Annotated in this window: 28 protein-coding genes; 5 read left to right on the top strand and 23 right to left on the bottom strand. The window is 43.8% G+C overall.

All coding sequences use genetic code 11. The annotated features are described in order from the left end of the window. Positions 1–39 precede the first annotated feature (39 nt). Positions 40–417, bottom strand: a complete 378-nt coding sequence (locus tag OSCIL6407_RS0129610; RefSeq protein ID WP_007352797.1) for a hypothetical protein — start codon at positions 415–417, stop codon at positions 40–42. 497 nt (positions 418–914) lie between these two features. Here OSCIL6407_RS0129610 and OSCIL6407_RS0129605 point away from each other — a divergent pair, with 497 nt between their 5' ends. The 4 genes from OSCIL6407_RS0129605 to OSCIL6407_RS0129590 are packed head-to-tail and all read left to right on the top strand — an operon-like array spanning position 915 to position 3,453. Then, positions 915–2,096 carry a ParM/StbA family protein gene (locus OSCIL6407_RS0129605; protein WP_019488094.1) on the top strand — a complete coding sequence of 394 codons (1,182 nt, stop codon included), beginning with the start codon at positions 915–917 and terminating at the stop codon, positions 2,094–2,096. Further along, complete coding sequence (locus tag OSCIL6407_RS0129600) at positions 2,089–2,553, top strand: hypothetical protein (RefSeq protein WP_019488093.1); 465 nt, start codon at positions 2,089–2,091, stop codon at positions 2,551–2,553. Before OSCIL6407_RS0129605 ends, OSCIL6407_RS0129600 begins: the two co-directional genes overlap by 8 nt. A gap of 55 nt (positions 2,554–2,608) precedes the next feature. Next, positions 2,609–2,935, top strand: a complete 327-nt coding sequence (locus OSCIL6407_RS36795; protein ID WP_019488092.1) for a P-loop NTPase family protein — start codon at positions 2,609–2,611, stop codon at positions 2,933–2,935. Further along, positions 2,923–3,453, top strand: coding sequence for a DUF6753 family protein (locus OSCIL6407_RS0129590; RefSeq protein ID WP_019488091.1), 531 nt, complete (start codon positions 2,923–2,925; stop codon positions 3,451–3,453). Before OSCIL6407_RS36795 ends, OSCIL6407_RS0129590 begins: the two co-directional genes overlap by 13 nt. 89 nt (positions 3,454–3,542) lie before the next feature. Here the strand turns inward: OSCIL6407_RS0129590 and OSCIL6407_RS0129585 are convergent, their stop codons facing one another. The 15 genes from OSCIL6407_RS0129585 to OSCIL6407_RS0129520 form a co-directional block, all read right to left on the bottom strand. Beyond that, positions 3,543–4,784: an AAA family ATPase gene (locus OSCIL6407_RS0129585; protein WP_007352793.1), complete on the bottom strand. Its 1,242-nt coding sequence runs from the start codon at positions 4,782–4,784 to the stop codon at positions 3,543–3,545. A 32-nt stretch (positions 4,785–4,816) separates the two neighbouring features. Further along, positions 4,817–5,395 carry a hypothetical protein gene (locus tag OSCIL6407_RS0129580; protein WP_007352792.1) on the bottom strand — a complete coding sequence of 193 codons (579 nt, stop codon included), beginning with the start codon at positions 5,393–5,395 and terminating at the stop codon, positions 4,817–4,819. Between the two features lie 38 nt (positions 5,396–5,433). Continuing rightward, positions 5,434–5,991: a hypothetical protein gene (locus OSCIL6407_RS0129575; RefSeq protein WP_007352791.1), complete on the bottom strand. Its 558-nt coding sequence runs from the start codon at positions 5,989–5,991 to the stop codon at positions 5,434–5,436. 73 nt (positions 5,992–6,064) lie between these two features. Next, positions 6,065–6,949 carry a hypothetical protein gene (locus OSCIL6407_RS0129570; protein ID WP_007352790.1) on the bottom strand — a complete coding sequence of 295 codons (885 nt, stop codon included), beginning with the start codon at positions 6,947–6,949 and terminating at the stop codon, positions 6,065–6,067. A gap of 212 nt (positions 6,950–7,161) precedes the next feature. Then, positions 7,162–7,398 carry a hypothetical protein gene (locus OSCIL6407_RS35110; RefSeq protein ID WP_148288981.1) on the bottom strand — a complete coding sequence of 79 codons (237 nt, stop codon included), beginning with the start codon at positions 7,396–7,398 and terminating at the stop codon, positions 7,162–7,164. An 8-nt stretch (positions 7,399–7,406) separates the two neighbouring features. After that, entirely contained in the window at positions 7,407–7,610 is a 204-nt protein-coding gene (locus OSCIL6407_RS31705) for a hypothetical protein (RefSeq protein ID WP_019488089.1), read from the bottom strand. Positions 7,611–7,747: 137 nt separating this feature from the next. Continuing rightward, entirely contained in the window at positions 7,748–9,301 is a 1,554-nt protein-coding gene (locus OSCIL6407_RS0129555) for an Eco57I restriction-modification methylase domain-containing protein (protein WP_007352786.1), read from the bottom strand. Further along, positions 9,298–10,260 (bottom strand): XamI family restriction endonuclease, encoded by a 963-nt coding sequence (locus OSCIL6407_RS0129550; protein ID WP_007352785.1) that lies wholly within the window; start codon positions 10,258–10,260, stop codon positions 9,298–9,300. The genes OSCIL6407_RS0129555 and OSCIL6407_RS0129550 overlap by 4 nt, the downstream gene beginning before the upstream one ends. Positions 10,261–10,355: 95 nt before the next feature. Next, positions 10,356–11,090, bottom strand: coding sequence for a response regulator (locus OSCIL6407_RS0129545; RefSeq protein ID WP_007352784.1), 735 nt, complete (start codon positions 11,088–11,090; stop codon positions 10,356–10,358). A 94-nt stretch (positions 11,091–11,184) separates the two neighbouring features. Continuing rightward, positions 11,185–12,264: a hybrid sensor histidine kinase/response regulator gene (locus OSCIL6407_RS0129540; protein ID WP_019488088.1), complete on the bottom strand. Its 1,080-nt coding sequence runs from the start codon at positions 12,262–12,264 to the stop codon at positions 11,185–11,187. Continuing rightward, positions 12,261–12,827, bottom strand: coding sequence for a hypothetical protein (locus tag OSCIL6407_RS0129535; RefSeq protein ID WP_019488087.1), 567 nt, complete (start codon positions 12,825–12,827; stop codon positions 12,261–12,263). The genes OSCIL6407_RS0129540 and OSCIL6407_RS0129535 overlap by 4 nt, the downstream gene beginning before the upstream one ends. Before the next feature lie 291 nt (positions 12,828–13,118). After that, on the bottom strand, positions 13,119–14,042 hold the full coding sequence (locus OSCIL6407_RS0129530; protein WP_007352782.1) for a ParB/RepB/Spo0J family partition protein: 924 nt from the start codon (positions 14,040–14,042) through the stop codon (positions 13,119–13,121). Further along, entirely contained in the window at positions 14,032–14,793 is a 762-nt protein-coding gene (locus OSCIL6407_RS0129525) for a ParA family protein (protein ID WP_019488086.1), read from the bottom strand. The genes OSCIL6407_RS0129530 and OSCIL6407_RS0129525 overlap by 11 nt, the downstream gene beginning before the upstream one ends. 226 nt (positions 14,794–15,019) lie before the next feature. After that, the gene (locus tag OSCIL6407_RS38030) at positions 15,020–15,148 is read right to left on the bottom strand and encodes a hypothetical protein (protein ID WP_007352780.1); all 129 of its coding nucleotides are present in this window, start codon (positions 15,146–15,148) and stop codon (positions 15,020–15,022) included. A 37-nt stretch (positions 15,149–15,185) separates the two neighbouring features. Next, positions 15,186–15,812 (bottom strand): hypothetical protein, encoded by a 627-nt coding sequence (locus OSCIL6407_RS0129520; RefSeq protein WP_007352779.1) that lies wholly within the window; start codon positions 15,810–15,812, stop codon positions 15,186–15,188. Positions 15,813–16,195: 383 nt separating this feature from the next. Between OSCIL6407_RS0129520 and OSCIL6407_RS0129515 the strand changes: the two genes are divergently transcribed. Continuing rightward, entirely contained in the window at positions 16,196–17,743 is a 1,548-nt protein-coding gene (locus OSCIL6407_RS0129515; protein WP_234708670.1) for a hypothetical protein, read from the top strand. 113 nt (positions 17,744–17,856) lie between these two features. Here the strand turns inward: OSCIL6407_RS0129515 and OSCIL6407_RS0129510 are convergent, their stop codons facing one another. The 7 genes from OSCIL6407_RS0129510 to OSCIL6407_RS0129485 all read right to left on the bottom strand — a co-directional run bounded on the left by OSCIL6407_RS0129510 (position 17,857) and on the right by OSCIL6407_RS0129485 (position 23,625). Continuing rightward, positions 17,857–18,429 (bottom strand): hypothetical protein, encoded by a 573-nt coding sequence (locus tag OSCIL6407_RS0129510; RefSeq protein WP_007352777.1) that lies wholly within the window; start codon positions 18,427–18,429, stop codon positions 17,857–17,859. A gap of 19 nt (positions 18,430–18,448) precedes the next feature. After that, on the bottom strand, positions 18,449–19,648 hold the full coding sequence (locus OSCIL6407_RS0129505) for an XRE family transcriptional regulator (RefSeq protein ID WP_007352776.1): 1,200 nt from the start codon (positions 19,646–19,648) through the stop codon (positions 18,449–18,451). A gap of 11 nt (positions 19,649–19,659) precedes the next feature. Then, a complete protein-coding gene (locus OSCIL6407_RS0129500) occupies positions 19,660–21,114 on the bottom strand; it encodes a 7-cyano-7-deazaguanine synthase (RefSeq protein ID WP_007352775.1) in 1,455 nt (484 codons plus the stop codon). Then, entirely contained in the window at positions 21,111–21,737 is a 627-nt protein-coding gene (locus OSCIL6407_RS0129495) for a hypothetical protein (RefSeq protein WP_019488084.1), read from the bottom strand. Before OSCIL6407_RS0129495 ends, OSCIL6407_RS0129500 begins: the two co-directional genes overlap by 4 nt. A 312-nt stretch (positions 21,738–22,049) precedes the next feature. Continuing rightward, a complete protein-coding gene (locus OSCIL6407_RS35790) occupies positions 22,050–22,226 on the bottom strand; it encodes a hypothetical protein (RefSeq protein ID WP_007352774.1) in 177 nt (58 codons plus the stop codon). A 445-nt stretch (positions 22,227–22,671) separates the two neighbouring features. Next, on the bottom strand, positions 22,672–23,106 hold the full coding sequence (locus OSCIL6407_RS0129490) for a hypothetical protein (protein ID WP_007352772.1): 435 nt from the start codon (positions 23,104–23,106) through the stop codon (positions 22,672–22,674). Positions 23,107–23,325: 219 nt separating this feature from the next. Continuing rightward, the gene (locus tag OSCIL6407_RS0129485) at positions 23,326–23,625 is read right to left on the bottom strand and encodes a hypothetical protein (RefSeq protein WP_019488083.1); all 300 of its coding nucleotides are present in this window, start codon (positions 23,623–23,625) and stop codon (positions 23,326–23,328) included. Between the last annotated feature and the right edge of the window lie 259 nt (positions 23,626–23,884).

Genomic DNA, 23,884 nt, shown 5'->3' with positions numbered 1-23,884 from the left:
TTGTGTAGTAAAACAAGTGATAATTTGTGGATTTTTTTATTAATAATCTTCGCTAAAACATTCTAAATTTCCCTCAATATCGCTTAAATTCATTAGAACTGGGACGTTCATTTGCTGTTGCTGTACTTGCTTAAGCAGTGCTAAAGTTTCCTCAATCAAATCCTTAAAGTTGGCTGGTTGTGTAATTTTTTCCCCCATCCATAATGCTTGTTCTGTAGCAAGGGCAATCGGTTTAAGCCGGAGGTTAAGTTCAGCTAATTTTTGGCACAAAGCAGGTTGATGTTGTTGTTTAAAAGTGTGGTATCGGAATAAACCGCTGATACTCAATTGGAGATTTTTAGCCAAAGATCCAGCAAGTTGAAGTTCTTCTGGTGTTAGGTATATGGCTATTCTTTTGATTCGTTTGGATTTCGACATGGCTATTTGGTGTTGGGGTAACAAGCTTAGGACTTATGCACTGTAACGCCAGCACAAGGGTTTCAGCTTCTTTACAAGCGCCAAGAATAGGGTAATTTGGCACGGGAGTGCGTAAGTCTTAGAACTTTATCCTTCGATTGCGATCGCTCTGCGCGTTGGTCTAGCCAGTGGTAGGCATATCGAGTAGGCTCAGCAACCATCCTGTCTGGGCGACTTAGACGCACCTCTGACACAGCTTGCTACCAAAAGCTTCGTTTTAGCCTAAGCCGTGAGTCCGATTTTTAGAGGTGCTGGGATTCAGACAACTGGCTGAGGGAGGGGAGGTTTTAGGAGGGTTAATAAGTAGTAAGTGCGTTTTAATCCCTCAATAGCTGTTGTTTTACAGCCTTCTTGTGAGGTAGCACGCTTGGCTTGGCGTGAAAGTTATTTCTGCACGCCCAAAGGTACAGGGCTATTTTTTTACCACTCTTGAAACTTCAATTAGGAAGACTTGCAATATGAGTGAAACTACTATCGAAACTATCTGGCCTCAAGCGATCGCGGCCTACGATTATGGGGGGTCAGCTACCAAAATTCTCTACGCAGGGCCAAAGAATCAAATTCGACTGCTGTGCATGGAACCGGAGGTCGTATCTGTACCGCAGGAATCAGTTTTGGCTTATACCAGAGACCAGTTGGGGTTAGCTGAGCCTGAGAATACGGCTTGGGTTGCCTTTAGGAATGATTACAGAGCAGTGGGGTATTTGGCGAAAGAGAGGTTTCACGCCAATGCTGGCCTTTCGGAACTCAAGTACGAAAGGGCGCTGCACAAAACTCTGGCTGGGATGTGGGCGATTAAGGAAAAGCTGAATTTGCCTGCAAAATTTACGGCGGCGATCGCCGTGTTGTTGCCACCGGGGGAATATGAAGACCGAAATCGGTTCGAGCGGGTGCTGCGTGAAGCTTTAGCGGATTATCAAACTCCTACAGGCTCAATGAGCGTGGAATTGTTGGCGTTTAACTGCAAGCCAGAGGGGGGTGGCATTTACTTAATGCACAACAAGAAAGTTGGTTCTGTTTTGAAAGAGCGGGTGTGTGCGATCGCGATGATTGGCTACCGCAATGCTAGCCTGCTGGTTGTTCAGCGGGGAGATGTCAGGCCGGGAAAAACGAGCGATTTGGGCTTCATCCGCATGGTGGAGAGGGTGGTAGCTAGGACTTCGGGGCAGACTGCTGAGCGATTGACTCCCGCGATCGCCGCAGCGGGATCTGAGTTTAAGGCAGGTTCTTTGATGCGGTTGGCTCGCAGCACGACTAAGCAAGGGCGGGCGGAAGAAGTACAGCAGATGATAGCAGCAATTAAAGAGGCGCGGCCTGAATATGTGCGGAGTCTCACGAGTTGGTTGGATGAGAATTTGCCGCTGGATTGCGATGAATTGGTGTTCTGTGGTGGGACGGCTGATTATCTCCGTAGGGAGTTAAACGAACATTACGATCGCTTCCCGCTTATTTGGAATGCGGAAGTTGCTATGCCACCTATTTTGGCAAAGAAAGGGTTTGAAAATCGACTCAATGATGTCTATGGGATGTTTTCGTATTTCAAGGGAAGTTTGAAAAAGCAGTTCAATTCTCAGGTAAGGGAAGATGCTGTTTGTGGGTCAAAAGATTCTGCTTTAAAGGAGATAGTGGCTCATGGCTAAGGAAAAAGAAAGGGTTGATTTTTTGTGGCGCTATCAGCCTTTTAAATCTACTCCTGATGGAGTTTTGATGTCCTATATTAAAGGCAACTTATTGTTGCCTTCGAGAGAAATGATTCTCCAAGCTCTGCGCCCTTACTGGCTGCCGTTAGCATATTTGGAAAAAGGGGATATCGATCCAGTTATTTTAGGGCGGTTATTTAAAAATGCCGTCTATGTTCTGGAAAAGCAAGCTCTCTATTTGCGCGAGCGAGGCGGGCTTGAATATCCTCCTATTCATATAGGGGGAATGCCTATTTCTTCAATACCATCTTCGCGAGAATTACCTGCTGATATTGAGGAGGCGGACAGGTCTAGGCTGAACGGTGCTAGTTTGAGGTGTTCTCACCATGACCCTAGCAAATTGACTGCGGATGACTTGTTTGAATTAGACGATTTTGATGATTCAGGATTCGCGTGATTAGGATTCAATTGTTGATTTGTTAGGAAGTATACGTGAAATAGAGGATTGAGATATGGCAAGTAGAAGTAGGAACTCTAAGTATCAAGTTCAGCTAACAGATTCTGTGGTTAAACAGGTTGATGAAGGGGGAGATTCAGGTATGGGTACAGCGAATGAAAGCTTGAATGGTTTCAAAGAGTGCGACTTAGAGAAGGTTGAGAAGTCTGCTACTAAAATTCATCTGATTGATGGAGAGAAAGGTGGGGTTGGTAAAAGTTTATTTGCTAGGGTTTTGATTCAGTATTTCTTGGATAAGAATTTTCCGTTTTTTGCGGTAGACACGGATCGCTCTAATCCTGATGTGTCTCGGATTTATGAGAGTGTAGATTGGAAGTATTGATTCAAGAGAGTCCTAAACCGGAGGATTTTGAGTTAGCATTCAATCGGTGGGTGGGGCGGATTAATAAGACTTTGGCGAGTTACGAGCGGGTGGCGGTTGAGAAGCAAGAGGGGCAAATTGCTGAGGCTGTGAATTCTCTGGTGCGTCAGACGGAATTGAGGAGGGTGGCGACTTCTGCGGGTTCTTTGGTGGTGGCGGCGGGTATACTGTTGACGACGTTGGGTATAGGTGCTTTGATGGGATGGATGGGTTTACTTTGGTCGCAAGGAGGGTTTGCGCCGGGGGAGGCGGTTCATTTGACTCAGGAGCAGGCGGAGGCTTTGCGGTGGGCGACTAGCGCTGAGGGGAAGTTGGCTCGGAATTTGATGAAGTGGAATAGCGGGAAACTGATCGATAAAAGTTGCACTCAGGATGTAGCTCTTGAGGGTTCTAGTGTAATTTTTGATGGTCGTCGCACTAGCTATGGTTTCTGTCTCGTCTGGATAGAACCGCCAGAAAAACGAAAGTTTAAGTATTGAAGAGAAACATTAAAAATTTTAACCACCTAATTATCAGCTACATAATTAACAAATAGCTGAATTAGTATTTCTAGGAAGCGGTATGCAGGCTATAAAAAAGCACCTGTAGGGGTTGTCTCTTGGCAAAAGCTTAACAAAGATTCCACACTGACAGGCTGATTAGCTTGTATTGCTTTATTTAATGCACGACTAATTATTAATTCAACTATATCAGAAGGTGTAAAGCCTATTTCTTTACCATTGATTATTTTGGGTTGTGTAGCTTCTACTAGCCTATCTATATCATCTTTATTGAATCCCATACCTTGTAAAGATGATTCCAATAATATTTGACGGGCTTTTTCATCAGGTCTCTTGAATTCATAATAGTAGCTACGTCGCAATAATGCCGGATCAATCCGTCCTGTTAAATTTGTAGCAAACAAAGCGACAACTCGTGCTTGTAGTCCTTTGCGTAAACTATCTACACCAATAATAATTGAATCGACTATTGCTAAATTCTCTTGCGCTCCCGAACTTGAATCAGTTTGTTCGCGTGAGCCTACCATAGCTTCAGCTTCGTCAAAAAAAAGAATTATAGGTTCTTTATGTTTAATATACTCTTTTTTAACCTGTTCAAATAGTTTTACAATCATGCTACTAGCTCGTCCCTGATATCCCATGCCTCGCATCATCAGCCCCAGGTGTTTAAAATGAACTTTCTCACCTAACTTTTTCGCTAATGCCACTCCCATACTGGTTGCTAGTGCTGTTTTTCCAGTGCCAGGATCGCCACCAAAAACAATTACAGGAGCTTTGTTTGCAGTAGTCAGAAGTGCAGGTAATACAGTTTGATAATATTGCTGACTCCACTTCTCTTTTTTTTCAAATGGAGTTAACAAACTTATCACTTCTAGAAGTATTTCTTCCTTAGCGATCCCAACTAGCGATTTATAAATTTCCATGTAATAAAAATCTAGCTTTTGAGGATTGAATGTTATCTGAAACGTAACAAGTTCATCTAATTCGGAAGTTGGTAAAGGGTCCATAATTATATCTCCTTGAGCTAACGAAGATTTATTAAAATCTTTTTCTGAACTGACATGAAAAGTAGTGGTGTTGTCAACTGTGAAATTGGTAGGTGGATCGATTCTTTCCAGATGTGCAGAAAAGCTTTGTTTTGCACCTCCAACTATTACGGTGATTTTTTCTAAGTACATTCCTATATCACTGGCACTTATTTTTTGTCCTATAATGTGTTGACGAAGCGATTGAATGATAGCTTTTTCTGTTGTGCTAGTTATTGGAAAAAAGCCATAGTCCCAGCAAATCATCCAAAATAAAGATGGCATTTTAGATCCCCTTATCCTAATTTACCTAGAGTTTAGTTTTCCCTAATGTTATCAATCAAAGTATCAAAGGCAGTGCCAATGCACCTTCCCCAGATCGTAGAAATAGCAGTTTTGCCCAAAAAAATAAATAATTTTCCTGTTCTAGTATCCCACCATTTCGGCTGACTTTTTACGGATTTTGCTAACTCCTTCCTAGCATTATCTTTTGCTTTTTTTACATTGTCATTATCATTTTTATCTTCATAGTAAGTAACCTCCTTTGCCATCGTAGTAGCCAAATCGCGAACTTTTTTAACTTCATCGTAAAATTCCTTATCTTGCAGTGATATTCGTGTAACGTTCAACTCCAGAGATTGATCTTGCCAATTAGCTTTTTCTGTAACTAAATAATTATTAATCAAACTGGATATTTTATAAATTTGATTGCTATTTGCTAACTCAAATCCTTTAGCATTGATTTCTTGAATAATATTTTCTACAGATACTAAAGTTGGCAGGCTTAATCGATTAGGTGAAATAGTCAAAGTTGTTTGAATTACTGAAGATGTAGGCAGTTTTAAAAGCTGATAAACTTGCTCCGGTAGATAGAGAAATAAATGTAAATGGCTCATAATTGTTAATTTTAATTTGTTACTAAAATTGATATTTTTCAAGCTTTTTTAAACTTCCAAACTTGCACTTCAACTCCAAGATTACCGCTAGCATAAAGCCCTAAGCTGCTCCAATTTTCTCCCTCGTATCTACGCTGAAAACTGGAGTTTTCTCCTGGTATTGACCATCTTGTATTACTCACAATACTTCTTTGTTGTTCTTTTGACAAATTTGACATAGTATCTGACCAAATAACCCAAGAAGTAAATACTGCTGAACTCGGAATCCAGACTGCTTCTACGGGTTTTCCTCCCGTTCCCTGACGACCTCCATTTGTTACAGATGTGACATCTCCACCTAGAAGAACTTTATATCGATACTCGTGATATACAAGATTTGAGTTAGTTGGATCATATATGCTGAATCCTATATCAGAAACAGCATTATTTATTAGAAGAGTCATAAAGTTATCTTCTAAATCATCGGCTTCATCTGAAGAAAGAAGATTTGGGTAAGCTTTACTTAGACTTTTTAAATCCCTTTTAACCTGTTGAGCTACATAAATTATATCATTTCCGGTAATCGATATCGATGTGGAAATAACAATGCTTTTCATTTTTATCTACCTATAAGTTGAGTTAACATCAAAGCTAGTCTTTAGTGGTAATTAATAATGCGTTTTAAATAATTCAACCAGCCTCTTTTTTTTTTAAAATAAGAGAATCGCTTTTTTCAAAAATTGTATTTTTTATATATAGTTGGTCTTCCTCGGATGTACGTTTAAATTTTTCGGTAAATTTAAGCTGAATTTTCAGGCAGGAATACTCTTTATTTTCTTGATATTGCTCTATTATTAAAGGTAAAGGTTCTCCGGATCGAACTAAATTATTGCTTGAATTCAGTTCAAACTTCCATTGAATTATAATAAGTTTTTTATGATTCTCTAAAATTGAAAACTCTACTCCTCGAATATAATTATTAAGAAAACATTTTTGTAGATCATTAGTAATTTGCTTTGCTGAAATACTACCAAGTAGTTCTGTTTCCGAAGCAAGTTTCAAAAGTTCATTCTCTATTATACTTAAGTCAATACATATATTAGAGTCATTTATTTTTTGCTCTAATGATTCATGTTTATCTCGTAACCCAAGTTTTTTTGAACTTCTATCTAAATCGTTAGTGATTGTATAATTTTTATCCCAAATAGTGTTACAGAGAAGCTTTTCCTGGGAGGGGGGATCTAGCTCTAAAAATTGAGACGACCATTTTACAACACAATCTAAGTATGCTTCTTGTTTAATCTTATTGAGTGATGCAAGAATTGTTTGGATATCTATACCAATTCGTTCTGGGTAATTTTTATCGCTTAAATTGTAACTCCATTTCAATAACTCTTGCTTGTCGCGACCATTGCGTACTGATAGTTCAATCACATCTGCAAGTTCATTAATCAGACAAGTCTCGATACTATCAAAAATATCCGACCTTTCTTCCGCACTTAACACATGGGGATACTGAGAGCGAATATGTCTAAGCTCGGAATTAATTTCATGGGCTATTCCCAAAATGTCCATTATTTTTTCTCCTTGAGTGCATAAGAGTCCGCAGCAGAGTAAGTATGAATTAAATATGAATGTAACCAAACAGCTTACCAACTTAGTAAAATCTTAAGAATTTCTACATAAGATGTATTACCCAGTTCTCTCTGCTCCAGCTTATGCAGTCCACCCCCATATACGCACTCCTCAGCCATCACCACCTCATCAGAAATCTGATCGAGCGCCTGTCACACCTCTTTGAGCAATTCTGGCTTATCCGAAAATATATTGTCAAGAGCAGGTTTAGGATACAACATCAAATAAACATTGGTAGCCGTTGCCCTTGAGTGATCCAGGATAAATCGAAAAGGTCTACCTCTACCAGTATCCTGACGATCCATATAGGTAGAGAGGAACGGCGAAGGAGGATGCTTTTCCTGCGAGTACCAGGGAGTACAATGTTTGCACAGGTAGCGATCGCCCACATCCTCTCTTACCCATTAATAGTCTGTGAGTAAGGCATTCTCAGTCTCTCAACACTGCTTTGCATCTGATCTAGTTCTGGTAGGGTTGCCTCATTCTCACCAAACCGTTCAAATAGATCAAACTCAGTGGCTTTGGCTTCATCAATTAGTTCTACTAACCGTCGCTGCAAGTAAAAGATATTATTTAAAGTTTGGTCTGGTAATTTGGCCATTCTGCCCCAGATATAGAGAAGACAAGACTACATCATACCCAAAAAAGCTGCAACTACCAGGGAAGGTGTTTGCACGCCTGCGATATGCCTCCGGCACACTACGCGAACGCACTTCTAGTTTTTGAGCGCAACTCCAGTCAATCAACCAACTGCTTTGATAAAACTTCAACAACCTTCGCAGCTAAACTATTACCCAATTCCCTCGGTTCCAGCTTATGCAATCCACCCCCATACACGCGCCCCTCACCCATCAGTGCCTCATCAGAAATTTGATCGAGCGCCTGCCACACCTCTTTAAGCAATTCTGGTCGATCTAAAAGCACTTTGGCAAGAGCAGGTTTAGGATACAACATCAAATATACATTGGTAGCCGTCGCCATTGAATGATTCAGAATAAATCGAAAAGGTCTACCTCTACCAGTATCCTGACGGCCCATATAAGTACAGAGGAACGGCGAAGGAGGACGCTTTTCCTGAGAATACCAGGGTGAGCGATGCTTGCACAGGTAGCGATCGCAAATTTCCTGCTCTACTCCCATCTCCAAATATTCCCACAGCGACGGATACTTAGCTTTCACCTCATCAGGGGGCAAATCGCACGATAGTAAGAATAACCGACGATCTAGAATCGGATTTCCCAAGCGATCGCCCTCAATCTCATCAACTGATAACAACCGGGGACTGGGCAAAACTGGCTTGAGAAATTCAAAGGGCAATTTGTAAGCAGAAACTTGCTCTAGTGTTAACACAAAAAAATCGTTCGCTCCCGTCGCCAGCCCCCGTTTAATAGTAAATAAGTCCTTAAGTTTCAACGGCTGTTCTTGAGAATTCACGCTACCAGACATCAGTCCAAACTTAGTCCACTTAGCTGCACTGCGTAGCGACTCCACCGACACGATCAGCGACATTTTAGATGCTGTCAAACTCCCTCCATAGGTAAACTCAACAGCATGGTTAGCAGGTGGCAAAGCTTTCTTAAACCAAACCACTGCTGACGTACAGAGTGCATCTTCAAACTGCGCGTCAGCAGCATCGAAACAGTGAATTCGTAGTAGGGTAACGCGATTTAGCAAGTAATCCTTAATTTGCCGTCCGTAATTCACATCCATAAATCCACTGGGAATCAGCCACCCCGCTAATCCATCAACAGCCATACTCGCATCCGCAATGCACAAAAAATGGCAGTAAAGACTAGCCAACTGACTGAGTTTAACTCCCGCTGTTTGCTGTGCTAGCTGTTGCAGCCGCAGCTTTTCAACTCGGTTCAAATGATGGTGCCGGACATAGGGGGGATTGCAAATTACTAAGTTAGCTTTTGCTTCATCAGAGTTAGGGGGTGTCGCTTGGGTAAAGTCAGCGATATTCAGATGTAGCGAAGTGTCACTCCAAAGCTTAATCGCTTCGTTTCCGTAATGGGGGTCAATTTCATAGCCAACTGCTTTAACAATTTGCGATCGCCCAAATTGCTGCAATAATGCCGAATAAAAAGAACCTGTGCCAAAAGCTGGGTCGAGAAAACGAATTTTAATGTCTGACGGCAACAGCATTGAAGCATATTTGAGAATATCTGCTGCCAGTGTTGGAGGTGTAGCAAACTGACCTAGCTTATTTCGCTGAGCTTGAGTTCTAGCTCCATCCAGTTGCGATTGCCGCAACATTCGTGTCAATTCAATTGTTGCAGTTACATTCATATTTCAAATAGCGCTAAATCATCAATCCGATGTTCCCAAACCCAGTCAATTCCTTCGGCCGCTTCGTAACCCAAATAGCCACTGTCAAAGTAACCGCAAAGAAACAAAATAAAACGCACGTTATTGCCGTAATTGCTCCTCAATTGAGTCATTTTAATAGCTTCTTCCTTGCGTCGCTTATTGGGATTGGTATAGTCACCGGCAGATTTCGCTTCAATCAGTAACGGGAATTCACCAGGGCTAGAATCAATTGGCACGAGCGCAACATCAATAGGGATATTAATTTGTTTGGTGCCGGACTGTAAAAGTACCGGGATATTGAGCCGAAACGAGAAAGTCCCCGGTTGCATTGTCTCAAAACTTAATCCGGCTCCTCCTCTAACATAGGAATAACCACGCTGTTCCAGCCATTGTCTGATCATAGTAAGCTGCCTTCGTTCTTGAGCGTTGCGAACGATCGGGTCAGAAATAGCACCGCAAAGGCGATCGGCTACAATTGTTGCTGCTCTTTGAACTTCACTATCAGTTGGCTGCTGTCGGCTTTCTAGCCAAGGAAAAATATCTTTGTCGAGCAGTCGTGCAATAATTTGACTAATTTTTGTGAGTTCAGCATCCAGAGTTGCAATGTCTGCCCGGGGCGGAATTCGCTGTTTCTCTTCCATATTTTTGACTAGGTTGGGCGACACTCCTGCTAAACCGATCAGGCGATCTCGCGCAATTGGCGGCGCTGCCGCCATGCGTAAAATGGGCAAAACCTCTGGATGCTGTTGCAGCAGGGCAGACGTGATGTTGGTCAGATTGGCTGTCTCAGCTAAGGCGGATTCAACTTGTTGAGTTGTAGCAATGCGAGTGTCGCGGTAGGCTTTTGGAGCAAACTGCATGAACCAATTGTTATAGAAGTCTACCGACAGGGCAATATCGGGTTTCCACAAGTGTGGTTTGTCGGCATTAACTGGCACTGCATCTCCTCTAATCGCGACCCTGGCTTAAATAGCTTAGATTGCTGGAACGTCTCTGTTGTATTATCCACCAAGCGGTTGCTCTTGAAGCGGATTTAGTCAACTAAACCAGCGCGAAGAGCTCTGACAGCCGCTTGAGTGCGATCGTCGCAAGACAGCTTATTAAGGATGTTACGCACATGAGTTTTCACAGTACCGAGGGAAATGTATAGCTGCTTGCAAATTTCCTCATTGCTACAACCTTCAACAATCAACTCTATAACCTCTTTTTCGCGTTCTGTTAAAGGGTTCGCCATTAACAAATGACTGTATTCTGGCTCGACTCCATTGATTGACACAGTGGAAATGGTTGCTGAGTTAACAGCTTCCTTAAAAGGGTTATTCATGCGAGCCAAAACGATTCTGGCAATTGAAGAATCGATCCAGTTTTCACCAGCATTTGTCTCAACAACAGCTTCCACTAACTTTTCAAAACTGACATCTTTCATGCAGTAAGAGTCGGCTCCCGCTGCAAAAGCTGCCAGCACTGATTCCTCATTATCCTGCATCGTCAAAATCAATACTTTCGGTTGGTTATCGACGCTTTGAGTTTGGGCAGTTTGTATGTATTCTTTGAACCTTTTTGTCAGTTCAATCCCATCTATCAACCCTGGCAGTCCGATATCAACGATCGCTACATCAGGCCGGGTTTTCTCCAGTAAAGTTATCCCTTGCAGGCCGTTAGCTGCTTCTCCGATAAATTGAAGTTCTTCGCAGTCTTCTAAAGCTGCTTTGATTCCCGCCCTTGTCAGGTGATGGTCTTCAATTAAGGCAACACTAATTTTATTCATGGTTGGTTTGTTTAAAAAAAGGACAATTGTACTTCAGCGACACGAGTGTGTCCAAGGTAGAACCTATGTGCTCTTTTGTATCCAAACAAGACTTTTAGAGCGAGATGGGGAGCTGTACAGTAAATGTGCTGCCTTGACCCACCGTTGATGTCACGTCAATGCTGCCAGAATGGGCTTCTACAATCCGGTGGGACAAATGCAGCCCCAAGCCGCAACCTGCTCTAGCATGGTTTCCGGTGCGGAATCGTTCAAACAGCGTGGCTTGTTCTGAGGCTCTGATGCCGGGGCCGGTGTCTTCTACACTAATGCTTACCGACTTAACATCTGAACGGACAACGATTTTCACACAACCAAAATCGGTGAATTTAATGGCATTTCCGACTAAGTTGGTGATGACTCGGCGGAGTTCCAGGCGATCGCCCTCAATCCGCAGCGGTTGGGAGTCAGGCTCGTCGAAAGTTAGAACAAGTCCTTTGTCGATAGCCACAGCCTCCAGTTCCTTGACGACCTCTTTGACCAGTTTTTTCAGGTCAAAGGGGGCGATCGCGAGGCTCTTGCAACCAGATTCAAATCGGTGAACTTCCAGTAAAGTATTGACTAACAAAAGCAAATTTTGGTTACTGTTACCGATGGTAGCGATCGCCTCTATCGCTTTTTGAGGTAGTTCGCCGAATTTCCCTCGTTGGAGTAGGGTCAGCATTCTATCAGCGCCGACAAGGGGAATCCGCAAGTCGTGGGTAAGACGAGCCACAAAATCCTCTCGTGCCTTTGTCATTTCCAGCATCGCATCTATGCTGTGTTTGAGTCGGAGGAGGCTGCGGACGCGAGCCAGTAACTCATTTACTTGAATAGGCTTGCAAACGAAATCATCAGCACCCAAGTCTAGCCCATCTGCGATAGTCGTTGAGTTGTCAGCCGCAATTAACAGGATGGGGATAAAGGGAAGTTGAGGATTTGAGCGAATTCTGTAAGTCACTTCGTAACCATCTACTTCTGGCATCATTACATCCAACAGGAGTAAATCTGGCGGTGACTCCTTAACTTGAGCTAAAGCCTCAAGTCCGCTGGATCTTGTGGTGACGCAGTAGCCTTCTTCTGAGAGGATTGCCTGCATAATAAATAAGTTGTCTGCTGCATCGTCAACGGCCAGGATTCTACTGGGTTTATCTCTCATTGTCCTGACTTCCTTTCACCCCTCCATCCAAAACTTACGAATGAGTCCATATCTTCTAAATCAGCCTTTTGACGGATAAAACTTAAAAATTGTCGATAATCTTGAACCTGCTTCGATTCTTCCAATTTTCGCTGCTTTCTGATTCGTAGCAAGTAGTCTTTGAGGCGAACGTACCGCCATCCTACTTGAATCCCCAACTCGTAGATTTGAGTGGCTTTAGGATTCGCGATTACTTTGAGTAAGGTTTGTGCGACGCTTGGCGAGTCGAAGTCAGAAATTGTTCTCCTGCTTTCTTTTCCATCGGTGTAACCTTTCCAAAACGCTTGACTGCTGGTTGAAGTATTGTGGATGGAAGTCTTGTACTCTTGCAGTATTGATTCCAGCCAATATAAGTCTTGTTTTCTGTCGTTTGAGAGCGAATCATTTGGCTGATACTTGTTCCAGGCACGGGCAAAAGCGTTGAGCGACTTTTGAAAATTGGTCAAAAAATAGCCGGACAGGGTTTGATAGTTTGCTGGCAGTGAAAGTTGGCTGCGGTTTGAGAGAGTGTTAGTTTGTACCATATTTATCAACCTTCGCAAGACTTGGTTGGAGTCGGTATTTTTCGGGTTCAGTTCTAAGTGTTAATCTATCAACTACTAAGCTTGAGCTAGCTCTACCTAAAAGCTGATTTTTCCTTCACTGCTGCCAAGCTAATTTCTGATTTAAGGCAGAAGCTAGAATGCGGAGCTTTAATTCAGAATAAGTGTCAAGCGCTTCTGCCTTTGAATAGAATTATCACTTTTTTGGGCTGAACTTTTTCTCTCAACTCGGGTTGTAGCGACTAGCTGGAATGCGGCAGCGCTAAATTTTTCCTAATCTGCTAAGAGGGATTCTAGCTCTGTGAGAATTTTTTGGAGGCGTTTCTGCTTCTTTGGATCGTTCCAAACTTTTGACTTGTTCGCTTTTGTTAAAGCTCCCTTAATTTGGGTTTTCAGATTTTCTTCGGGTTTTTCTACCGAAGTATCTGTCTTTAAATCTGCGATGCGTTCTTTAATTTGAGTTAAAGATAGACCTTCCGCGATCGCAGATTCCAGAAGCAACGTTCTGGCTGGCTCATCTTTAACTTTGGCGATCGCTCGCGCCTTAGTGTACTCGATCTGACCCCGGCGCAGGGCTTCTTGAATGTCTGCTGGCAGCTTCAGCAATCCTAGTCTGTTGCTGACGAAAGACTCCCATGACATCCGCCCCAATTCGCTAAAAACCTTGGTAACTATTTGCATTTCAGGATGAATGATAACGTTATCATTCATCCTCTGCACGTCATTTTGCATCCGGTAGAGCAGGTGTATCACCTCTTCTCGATCGTATTCAAGGTGATGGGAGAGCAGTTGCAAAATCCCCTCTGTTTCTTCAACTGGGTTGAGGTCTTCCCGCTGGAGGTTCTCAACTAAGGCGACGCGCAAAGCTTGTTGTTCTGTCAAATCCCGAACGATAACAGGGACTTCTGTTAATCCTAGTTCTCTAGCTGCCCGATACCGCCTTTCGCCTGCGACTAGCTCGTATTTTTCCTCTCCCAAGGGACGAACTAATAAAGGTTGGAGAATTCCGTCAGTTTTTACTGACTCAACCAAAGCCTGCATTGCTTGGGAGTCAAAGTATCGCCGGGGTTGAGAGGAGGCAATCTGGATCGATTCAATCGATAGAAGTCTCTCTGTTGGTTCTACCACTTCATCATCTCCAAATAAAACGCTCAAATTTGCCTTACCTTTATAGGGTTGGTCATTCTTACTTGACATTGAGTTTCTCCATCTTGGCTGCTAATTGGTCTAATATTTTGACAACGGGATTTTTAGGTTCGTAAACAGCAAGCGGGACTTGTTTCTCCGAAGCATCCGCGAACGCAGTTATGCGGGGAATGGGAGTGTAAACGGGGGCGACGGTCGAAAACTGCTCGTTTATGGCTTTGAGAGTCCGCTTGTCCTGAGAGTTGGCAGCCGCGTAGCGCGAGGGAACAAAACCAGCTACCTGTAAAGAACGGTTCCCCTTCTTCTTGATTCTGGCTACTGTTTGTAACAACAGGTTGGTGCCCTCAAAGGCTTTGTAGTGAGTCTCAACGGGGACTAAGACGTGAGTAGCGGCGATCAGGCTGATGTAGCTGAGCAAGCCTAAACTGGGAGGGCAATCTATGAGGATAAATTCGTAGTTGTCTTGAATGGGGGCGATCGCATCTTTGAGGCGAATTTCCCGAAAATCCATGTTAACCAATTGAATTTCAGCGGCGCTAAGGTTGATGTTTGTAGGAGCCAAATCCATGCCGTGAATACCCGTGTGGATGGGCAGAGGCTCTTCATTGACAATGGCATCAAACACAGTTTTATCCAAGTTCTGAGAGTCAACGCCCATGAAGAGCGTCAGGGAACCTTGAGGATCGATATCGATGAGCAGAACTTTGCGACCGCGCTTAGATAATTGGTAGCCAAGATTGAGCGTGATTGTGGTTTTCCCCACACCGCCGGCTTGGTTGAATAGCGAGATGATCTTTGTCATAACTTGTGCTCCTGTAGCGTGCCGCCATAGTTCCATCCTGCGTGCAAGAGGATGTGGCGGTTAAAACTGTAAGCATATTTGCACTCTTGTTGAAGTCTGGGGATATCTGCACTTTTTGCATAAACCCTATCCTCTGACCGTCTTGTAGAAAAACTTATAGTTATACTCTCATATCAAGGTGATATTTTTTAAGGCGCATTAGGGATTTTTTTATTTTTCCCCAGGTTTAGCAATTGGCAAGAGTCATAGAATTTAACCGCGCCGCAAACCCACCCCATTCGGCTAAGACTTCGACGGTGAGCGCAGTTTGGCTCAACTCACCGTCGAATCCTTCAGGAGGGCGAGAATTATCCACTTAAGAGCCTAATTTTCTGCCAGTTCTGTAAAGAATCCTAAGCTCGCTTTTTGATGGGATTGTAGGGATAAGGATACTTGATTGTTAGTTTGATGGAGCCAGGAAGAACCTCTGGTTGATTAACAATGCAGTAAATGAGATATCCAGCCCGTTCCACTTCTGTCCAAGCTAGAGGCGAGAACTGGGCAGACTCACAAATGGCGCGTTTAACCAATCCCGGTCGGCTACGGTTCTCAAATAAAGCTTGTACGAATTGCGTGGGATTGGCTATGGCAGGAGATAAAAGCTTGGAGAATTTTCTAGGATGAACAGTCCGAAGATAATTGAGAGTAGCTTGTCCATTGAGTGCTTCAATTAGAGATGGGGAAATTTGCAAGTGCTGAAGCAGCAAGTTAATATCTTCGTCAGTATTGCTTACTGCCCATAAATTATTCTCGATCCATCCCCAAACTATCTGCTCAACCTCTTTAATCGTAGCTACGAGAAAGCGATTTCCTTTGTAGGTAAATCCTGATACGTGAGGTAGTTGGGGAAGAGACCAATCGGCAAGGGCGCGATCGCTATCTAGTAGCAATAGGATGGACGCTAGTATGTGCCTCCTGCTATGCCGCAGGGGATCTGCGGGTATAGGCTGTCGAGAACTCTGTTGATGGTTAAATTGCATGGGAACGGCGTTCTCCGATTAACAGTAAAAGTTACTGATTTAAGCTAAAAGCTAAAGGCGGTAAACTCAATCCGCCGTCCTTCCTAATTTCCCACCTCAAAAGTCATTGGCAAAATTACTCTGGCGGACTATTCAAACGCGATTCAGATGCAAAAACTATCGTCCGATTGGTGGTTGTTTGTTCTAATTCCAGCTAGCTATAGCAATAGGCGTTTGTTCGACTACTTTTTGATACAACAAGTACGGCTTTAATGTTCTGTGCCTTGAGAACTAAAGTTATTTACAACTGAGGGTGTACTGAGAATGACAAGAGTGCATGATAGGTTGATTGCTAAAAGATAGACGTACTTTTAAGTGGCGGCAGGCTTATGTTTTTAGGGACGATGCAGAGATTTTCTCCTGAGTATATTTTGAGGCTGAAACAAATAGGGTTAGCTTTTTTTGAGAAGATAGCAACTGACCGAGCAATAGCTGGAGAAACCCAAGATTTTTATCAGGGATTGCTGGCGGGATTGGATGGGGCAGTTAAGTTAATAGATGAAGAAGGCGGGGTACAAACACTTAGCCTTTTAGAAGCTAAAATAGCAACTTTTATCAATGAAGATGACTCACCCCAACAATCTCTAAGTTCGAGTTCAGCAGCAGGCGACTGTAAGCTATCCATTTCTAGGTTGCCTGTTAAATCCATTTCTCAACTCAGACAAATTGGAAGAGAAATCGATTGCGAACCGGCTATAAAAGATTGTGTCTGCATCGGCGAGACTCAAGATTTCTATCACGGCTGCCTCGCTGCTATTGATTTTGCCCTGTCTTTGGCAGGTGAGAAATATGCCTATGCTCAAATCAGTCTGGTAAAAACTAATGCCGCCAATTTCATCGAATTAAGCAAAGATTGGGAACGCCGAGTTCTTGAACTTAAAGGCTTATCCTCCTTAAAGAGGCAAGATGGGCAACCAAAACAAAATTTGCTGGTTTGGCTGTCACAAGTGGATGGTGACAATCAAGTTGGGACATTGGTTGGTGAAGGAGAGGGGGATGAAGCTGATTCGCGATCGACAGAAGCGGGGACTTTAGATACTGAAATACAGGCGCAAGATTTAAAGAGCGATCGCTCTGATTCTAGCGAACTAATCGTACCTCTTGCTTTAAGCAATTTGGCTCTTTTGAAAGACCAGAATGAAAGTGAAGAGGGAGTCCGAGAACAGTTTACAGAAGAGGTAGTAAAGCTAGAAGAAGAAGAGCGCTTAGAGCTAGAGAATTTGCTATCTAGGGCTTTATTAGATGGCTATCAACAGTTGAAGCTGCGGAAATGCAAGGTTATAGAAGATTGGACAGCATTTTTAGAGTCGGGTGAAGCAATTAGGGTGATTTCAGATCGAGACAGCCACATTGTGCTGCGGATTACAGTAGAGGGTGAAGTGCAAAGCGCTTTATCTTATGGCGATGCAGAGGTTTTGGGTGCAACTGTTAAAGAAAACTCAGAGGTTTTGGGTAACTTAAAGCCGATAATTCTGAACCCGCCAGGGGGCGATTTGAATGCTGATTCAGTACAGCCAGCAGCCACAATGGATATTCAGCAGGTAAAAATGGCTGAGTCTATTCTACCAACGGCTCAAAGAGCTTTTGAGTATTTAATCAATTATGCACGCGATCGCGTGCAAGAGACTGATGAGTACACTCGCGTTCGGGTAGGAGATTTGTACGATTTGATAGTGAGAGAGTCGGAGGGGGTTTCGGTGTCTTCTCTGACTGTTTCTGTCCGAGGGGAGTTAATCAAAGTTCGCGGAGAAACTTTGGTTTTAGCTCAGGGTATTTCCTCTGAAGATATTGATTTTTGGGCAGTGGTGGCAGAGGAGCTAGATCGGATAGAGGCGAGGGGTAGGGATTGGGAGCGAGCGGAACCAGATAGTGCTAGTGGTTTAGGGCGCTGAATCGCTGGAAATATAAATTTTCAGGAACAGGGTTCAAAAATTTAACTAAAGATACCCTTATCGAACTGGCGAGAGTTACTTTCTCGTTGTCGCCCCCTGAAGTTTGTAAGAAACTATGGTACGTCTCGTCTATCGACATCGGTTGAAGCAGCTTCCCACCAACTTCGCAGAGGATGGTTTTTAGGCGGTAAATACCGCCCCTTGACCCGAATTGCTTTTAGCGCTTCACGTAGTGCTGACGAATCAACACCTACTTCCTCTGACCAATGCTTGATTATCTCTGATGTTGATAAAATTTGAAGGTGCGAGGCCTCGCGTTTAATAAACGAGATTGCTTTCTTATCGTCGGTTGCGATCGCCCATCCTCGGTGAACAGCGATCGCATCGGTTGCGGACTCACCATCATCTAGAACAGTGGCGTAGTTCACAAACGATTCTGCCTCCTCTTCTGAATCAAAGTCTACAACTATAAGTAGACCTTGTGCAATGGCAGCCTCGAATTGAATTGCACCCTCGTTTTCTTCATTTTCAAGGCGTTGGAGTGTCTTTAACTCGTCTTTTTGCACAACTTGGGTGACTGCAACTTGAGCAGGAATAGACTTCAAGATTGCTAGCAATTGACCCGAAGTGCAAAAGTTGAGAATACAGCAGGCATCGAGAATAACATGGGAGTGAGCAATGTGCATAATTTGACCTCACTTCCCTTTATTCCTGCGGTTGGCGCAAGTCGAAATGAGCAGCTTCCTCTGTCATTCCGCTTGAATGCTCCCGCAACACATTTGCAATGCGGCGGGCCTCCAAGCGGTTAACGCTGAGGAAATCCGCAAAGCGCCCTTCAGTAATGAGACCCTGATCTAGTGCCTCAATTGCAAGGTGTTGGTAGTGAATTGGAACCATATCAGTGCGTTGCGGAATTTCTTCTAAGCCAAGTTCCTGCTGTACTTTTCTCACTTTCAACCCACGGTCGCGCAACTGTTCCCACGTTCCAGATGGTAGAAGCTTCATTGTTTCTAACCGATTGACGAGTGCTTGTATGGATACACCGTAGTAATGCGCCAAAGTAAATAAATTAGTAGGAGTGAACTTACCATGCGTCTGGTACATATCGTTGAACCGCTTAAGCAAGCCACTTGTTGGCATCAGAAAATAGCCGGGAAAGGTGTCACCTAGTCGTTCGCTCTCTGGTTTCCTTCGGTACTGCTCTTCATAGTCAATTGTCGGTTTGCGTCGATGGGTAAGAAAGTGAAGATATTCATGAGCTAACGACCAACGCCGTCGCTCTTCAAAATGTTCAGAATTAATTGCTATACACCCACCAAGTTGGTCATTGTAGCTGTATAGTCCCGAATATTTAGATGGCATTTTCAGATAGAAGATGCGGAGTCCCACGCCCTGTTCTAAAATGTCTCGCAGTAGAGGAATGGGACCATCTCCAAGCCCAAGGCGCTGACGTTCTGCGATCGCAATACTCTCCGCCGCCACCTCGATCGGCATACCAGTCACCTCATACTCTTGAGGATAAATCTGTGGGAGTGGTGCTTCCATTATTTCCTCAAGTTCTAAGTAATGTTGGCACAACTCTTCCAATCGCAGAATGACTGGTTTAATTTGTGCCTCTTCCTCCTCACTGCGTTGATAGGCAGCCCGGAACTGCACGTCAAAAGGTTGCACCACGGGGCGCGGTCGAACAAAGTCGCTGACCGAGCGTCCATAGGCATGGGCGAGCTTAATCAATTCGGTTGCTTTAAGACGGCGATCTCCTTTCTCGATAGCAACCATAGTTGTGCGTGCAGCATCAATAACTTTAGCTGCATCAGCTTGAGTCATGCCGCACTTTTTACGTGCCTGTTCGAGGAATTCCCCCAACTTCCGCAGGTCAATGTTGTCAAGGATATTGGTAGCCATAGCGTTTTCCCTCAACCCTGTTGAGCGGCAACCAAGCTGCCTGATATCTGCTGGTCGCTGCATTTATTCAAGAGTCCAGCCGCAATTTTGGATTCCACAGCCTCCCATTCCGAAACGTAGGTATGGTAAAGCTGAATCAGGCGGCTCCGCATATCGGCAGGCAATAGGTTTTCTGCCACAGCGCTTCGATCAACGATGTCGTCCAATACTGAAAACTCTCGCGTCATAGCTTCCCACTGAAGACCAGGTTCATCTGAGAACCTGGGCAGGCGGCGGAAGGTACGGACTTGCTCAAGCATATTGAGAAAATACAAGCTCGGCTCTTTTACTGAACGTTTTCCGTGCAACACTACGTAGCGAGTTTTGTCTTTGATGTCAGCCGCGGCAAGCGCTTGTCGCCTCAGAAGACAAGAGGAGCAGTAACCACACTGAACAGGTCGCTGGCGATGTGGGCTGTCGCATGACATAGTTAGGGACGGCAAGTCGTGTCTCCTGTCTTTAGCCAATGCTTTACACATTTGAGCTTTAGTCCAGAAGAGAAAAGGGTTTTGTACGCAGAATTCTTCTCCTAAAAGCTCTGATACAACATCGCCTACCATAAGCAAAGTCAGTGGATGAACAGAGCGGGAGTGATCTAGCCCCACAGCAGATGCACGGTAAGGAAGGTTTATCGCCCCAATTCCGTTCTCGTACACGCAGAGAATTCGCTGTTCCATGAGGTACGCACACGCAGCACCAAGCAGAGTGAATACAACACCTCGCGCACGCGAACACTTATTTTTCTGCTGCACATCACTATCGTGGAAGCGGATCGGGACGCGGAAAAGATGACAACGACCAGGGAAGATAGACTGAACCTTTTTCGCTACTCGTTCCTGGCGGGCATAGACAGTATTGCTGCTCCCAGTACCAAACAGCACGAACGACTTTTCTGGATACATCTGAAGACGAGTGTACAGACCTGCAAGGGCATCAAGGCCACCACTCCACAGTGCCACTTCACATCCTCTGGGTACTGTTGGAATAGCTGAGTGCTGCTCAACCGAACGTCCCGGCACTATTCGTTTTTGGAAGTCAAAAACCCATTCGCTCCCTGTTGTCCATTCTAGTAGTTCTTCTAGTTTTATTCGGAACGGTTCGGCGCTCAGTAATTCTGGATGACGTACTGGAAGTATCACATAAAGGCAACGTTGCTCCCGATGCAGATCCTGACCCGCAAGCCGGTCTGCTGCATGGATTGCGACAGCAAGGTCAATGAGGTCAGCAATAACAGATGGGAAATCTGCTTTGACTCGGTATTGGAACTCTTCATCATCCACGTTAATGCCAACACTTAGCTCTTTGCCCTGAGAGTGATCTATAAAGTGTACAGACCCATTACTATTCACCACAGGTTCAAAGTGCAAAGTGTAAACTCTGCGATCGCTGTCGTGAAAGTTCTGTTCAATTGAAGGTTCGTAGTTCATAGCAGATCCTCATTAAGGTCTATTTCTTTCACCTTCTTGCGTGAAGACCGTCGCAGGTTTTTCACATCTTCATCCGTCGTAGCCTTCTTCGCCCATTTGCGGATCTCGGGAAAGATATCTGAACGTAGTGCCTTAACACACTCCGTAACGGTCACGTTATCAACACCAGCATGGTGATTAGGATTCAGTGGAATGCGTTCCTCAAAATTCGCCTTGTAAGCTTCCTGGAAGAACTGCTCCACAACAGCTTCCGGCAAATTGCTAGTATTCATGCTCTGGTTGTAGCGAAGCTCATGGAGGATTCTCTTACCAGCGCGACGGAGTAGTTCTTTCACATAATGTTTAACTTCGGACTGTCGTACCTGCCGATCAATCTCCATGCTTAAAGCAGCCGAATTGACACAGCTATTCTTACCAGCATTTTGCATAGCCTGTCCCAATATCTCTCCCATGCGCTTGGCGTGTTTAACAGCAACACCATAGTTTGTCTGGATGTCCTGCAAAACCGCTTTTCTCAAATACCAAGCACATTCGTTGTTATCACCCTTTCTTTCACAGATCATCTTGTAGGGCAATTGGTATAGCCCCGAAAGCCTACTGTGAACTTTGTCTCCGTCAGGCATAGTCTGACCTCTCAACCTCGGAGTTTGCTTACTATGGTAAAGTTAGCTCGCCTATCTGACAATGTCAAGTATTAATTTCAAATATGAACTCTAAATGTCAGGTATTGGTCGGTAGTGGACAAATGCTGAGCAGAAAGCCACAGCGCTCGCTCGCTACGAGGGACAACCTTACCAGATAACCCGGTGTTTTAAAGAAAGCAAACACAGCAAGTATCTCAAGCCAGGGCAGTGCATTCCATTGTTGGAGCAGCGGGCAGGATTGAGGGAAACGTCAGCCCCGACTGGGTGAGTAGGGCTGTTTTATTCTAAGGTTCAATTGGCGATGCTTCGCTCCATCGTACCCAAGGCTATCCTGTACACTAACAGGCTTACTCCTGGCTTCAATATCGACTCACGCAAGCGATCGCACAGTTCTGTCGAAGTCCAAACTGCCCCATAACTTTCTAGTCTTGGCTGTTGTCGTGTGCGATCGCTAACTCCAATTTCCAACAGTTTTCATCGCAGTCTTGCAAAAACCATAAAAATCCTAAATTGCTGATTTTTACCCCCCTATAACGTCTATTTGACATGGCTTGCTATGCGACTAGCGCACTAACTACGAGGATTGAAGAGGATTTAGAAGGGTCTAAAATACAAAAAATCGCGTCAAAAGCAACAATTCTTTACAAAAAAGATAAGCATTTATACCCATTGCGAAAGCTAAAAGTAGGAATTACGAGGTGTAATGAGTAATAACTGTGCTGTTTTCTCCTCTTTTTTCCTCCTTTTTTAGCTGCCTAAAATTCACATCCAGGTCGAATATAGCTCTAACAAAATAAAATAGCTCTCAATTCAAGGGTGGGTGGGTGGCAATAAGCTTCCCCACTCCTAAAATGAGGAGTAGGGAAGTTGCCCTTAACAGGCAATTTTTGATATTCTTAGTTGCTCAAGCGACTCAATCCAAATCATCAATGTCGTCGTCAGCAACATCCACTTCTTCATGCACACTTTGCGAGCTTGAAGCGACTCCGCTGCTCTGACGGGCGAGCCGTTGATTGCGAATGCCCCGATGCTTGGCACGGCGATCGCGGATTGCATCCATGTCGGTCAATCCGTATAGGATGCGACCAGCACGCATCAATTCCTTTAAAGGTGTCTCGCTGTAGTCAGCGCGAAATTGGGCATTATGTGTCTCCCAATCAAATTGACCGCCGTTAAAGCGAGCAACGCTTGCCAGTTCTCGACCTGATTCTTCTCTCAAAACTTCTAGTACCATTAGGCGAAGTTTATCGTTGTAACTAATGCACTTGTCGAGCGCTTTTATCTGAGTTTTATGAGCTTTAGCGGTATTGGCTGCATTAGTCTTTTGAACTTTTTCAGTGACTCTCATTTCTCAAATTTCCTAAATTCAAGTTTGTTCATATACACAGCAGCAATCGCTGCCTCTTTAAGTTTAATTATTGGGCTTGAATTTTCTCAAAAGCATTAATTGCTGTGTTTAAAATTAATTAAATTCAAATAAATTAAAAGTTTAAATATTCGTATTAAAGTCGATCGTGGTTTAAAATATTAACAATATGAAGAAAATAAAAACTCTACTCTACCGTTTTTAGGGAGAGCAGAGTTTTACATATTCGACAGTTTGGAGGCGTTTTTCGCGCAGTTGAATTTTGACTCCAAACTTTTTCAGAATGGTAGTTCGCACGCGGCCTAGAAGTGCCTCGGCTTGCTCTTCTACTGTTGCTACTGGACGACGGCTAACCTGCGATTGGGTAGCTGTCGCTGGACTTTTTAACTTAGCAGCATGGTTGTTGAGCGTTGCCGAAGTACCACCATTGCTTTTGCCATTCAAAGTCCCCGCTCCGTTGGATGAGCGAGAGTTATGGTTTTTAGCTGTTGTTGTAGCCATGAAGTTTGATTTTATTAAACTAATTCACGGCTAACAGCGCCGTTAGGCGCTCTCAAATTACACTAATTTTATAATAGTTTTTAAGTATAGTTACTGCTATTAAAATCATAAATTGATGTATGTGTAATTTTGGGGAATCAGCGGAGATAAGTAATTATATCAATTCAGTAAATTAAGTAAATAATTCATAAGAATTAAGCCGAGGTTTGATTAATGTAGAACTATTGGCTGATGGCAAGGCTCGACCGTAGCCTATCAA

The sequence above is a fragment of the Kamptonema formosum PCC 6407 genome, assembly GCF_000332155.1.
Taxonomy (GTDB): Bacteria; Cyanobacteriota; Cyanobacteriia; order Cyanobacteriales; family Microcoleaceae; genus Kamptonema; species Kamptonema formosum.
This window is presented reverse-complemented; position numbering and strand designations above follow the sequence as displayed.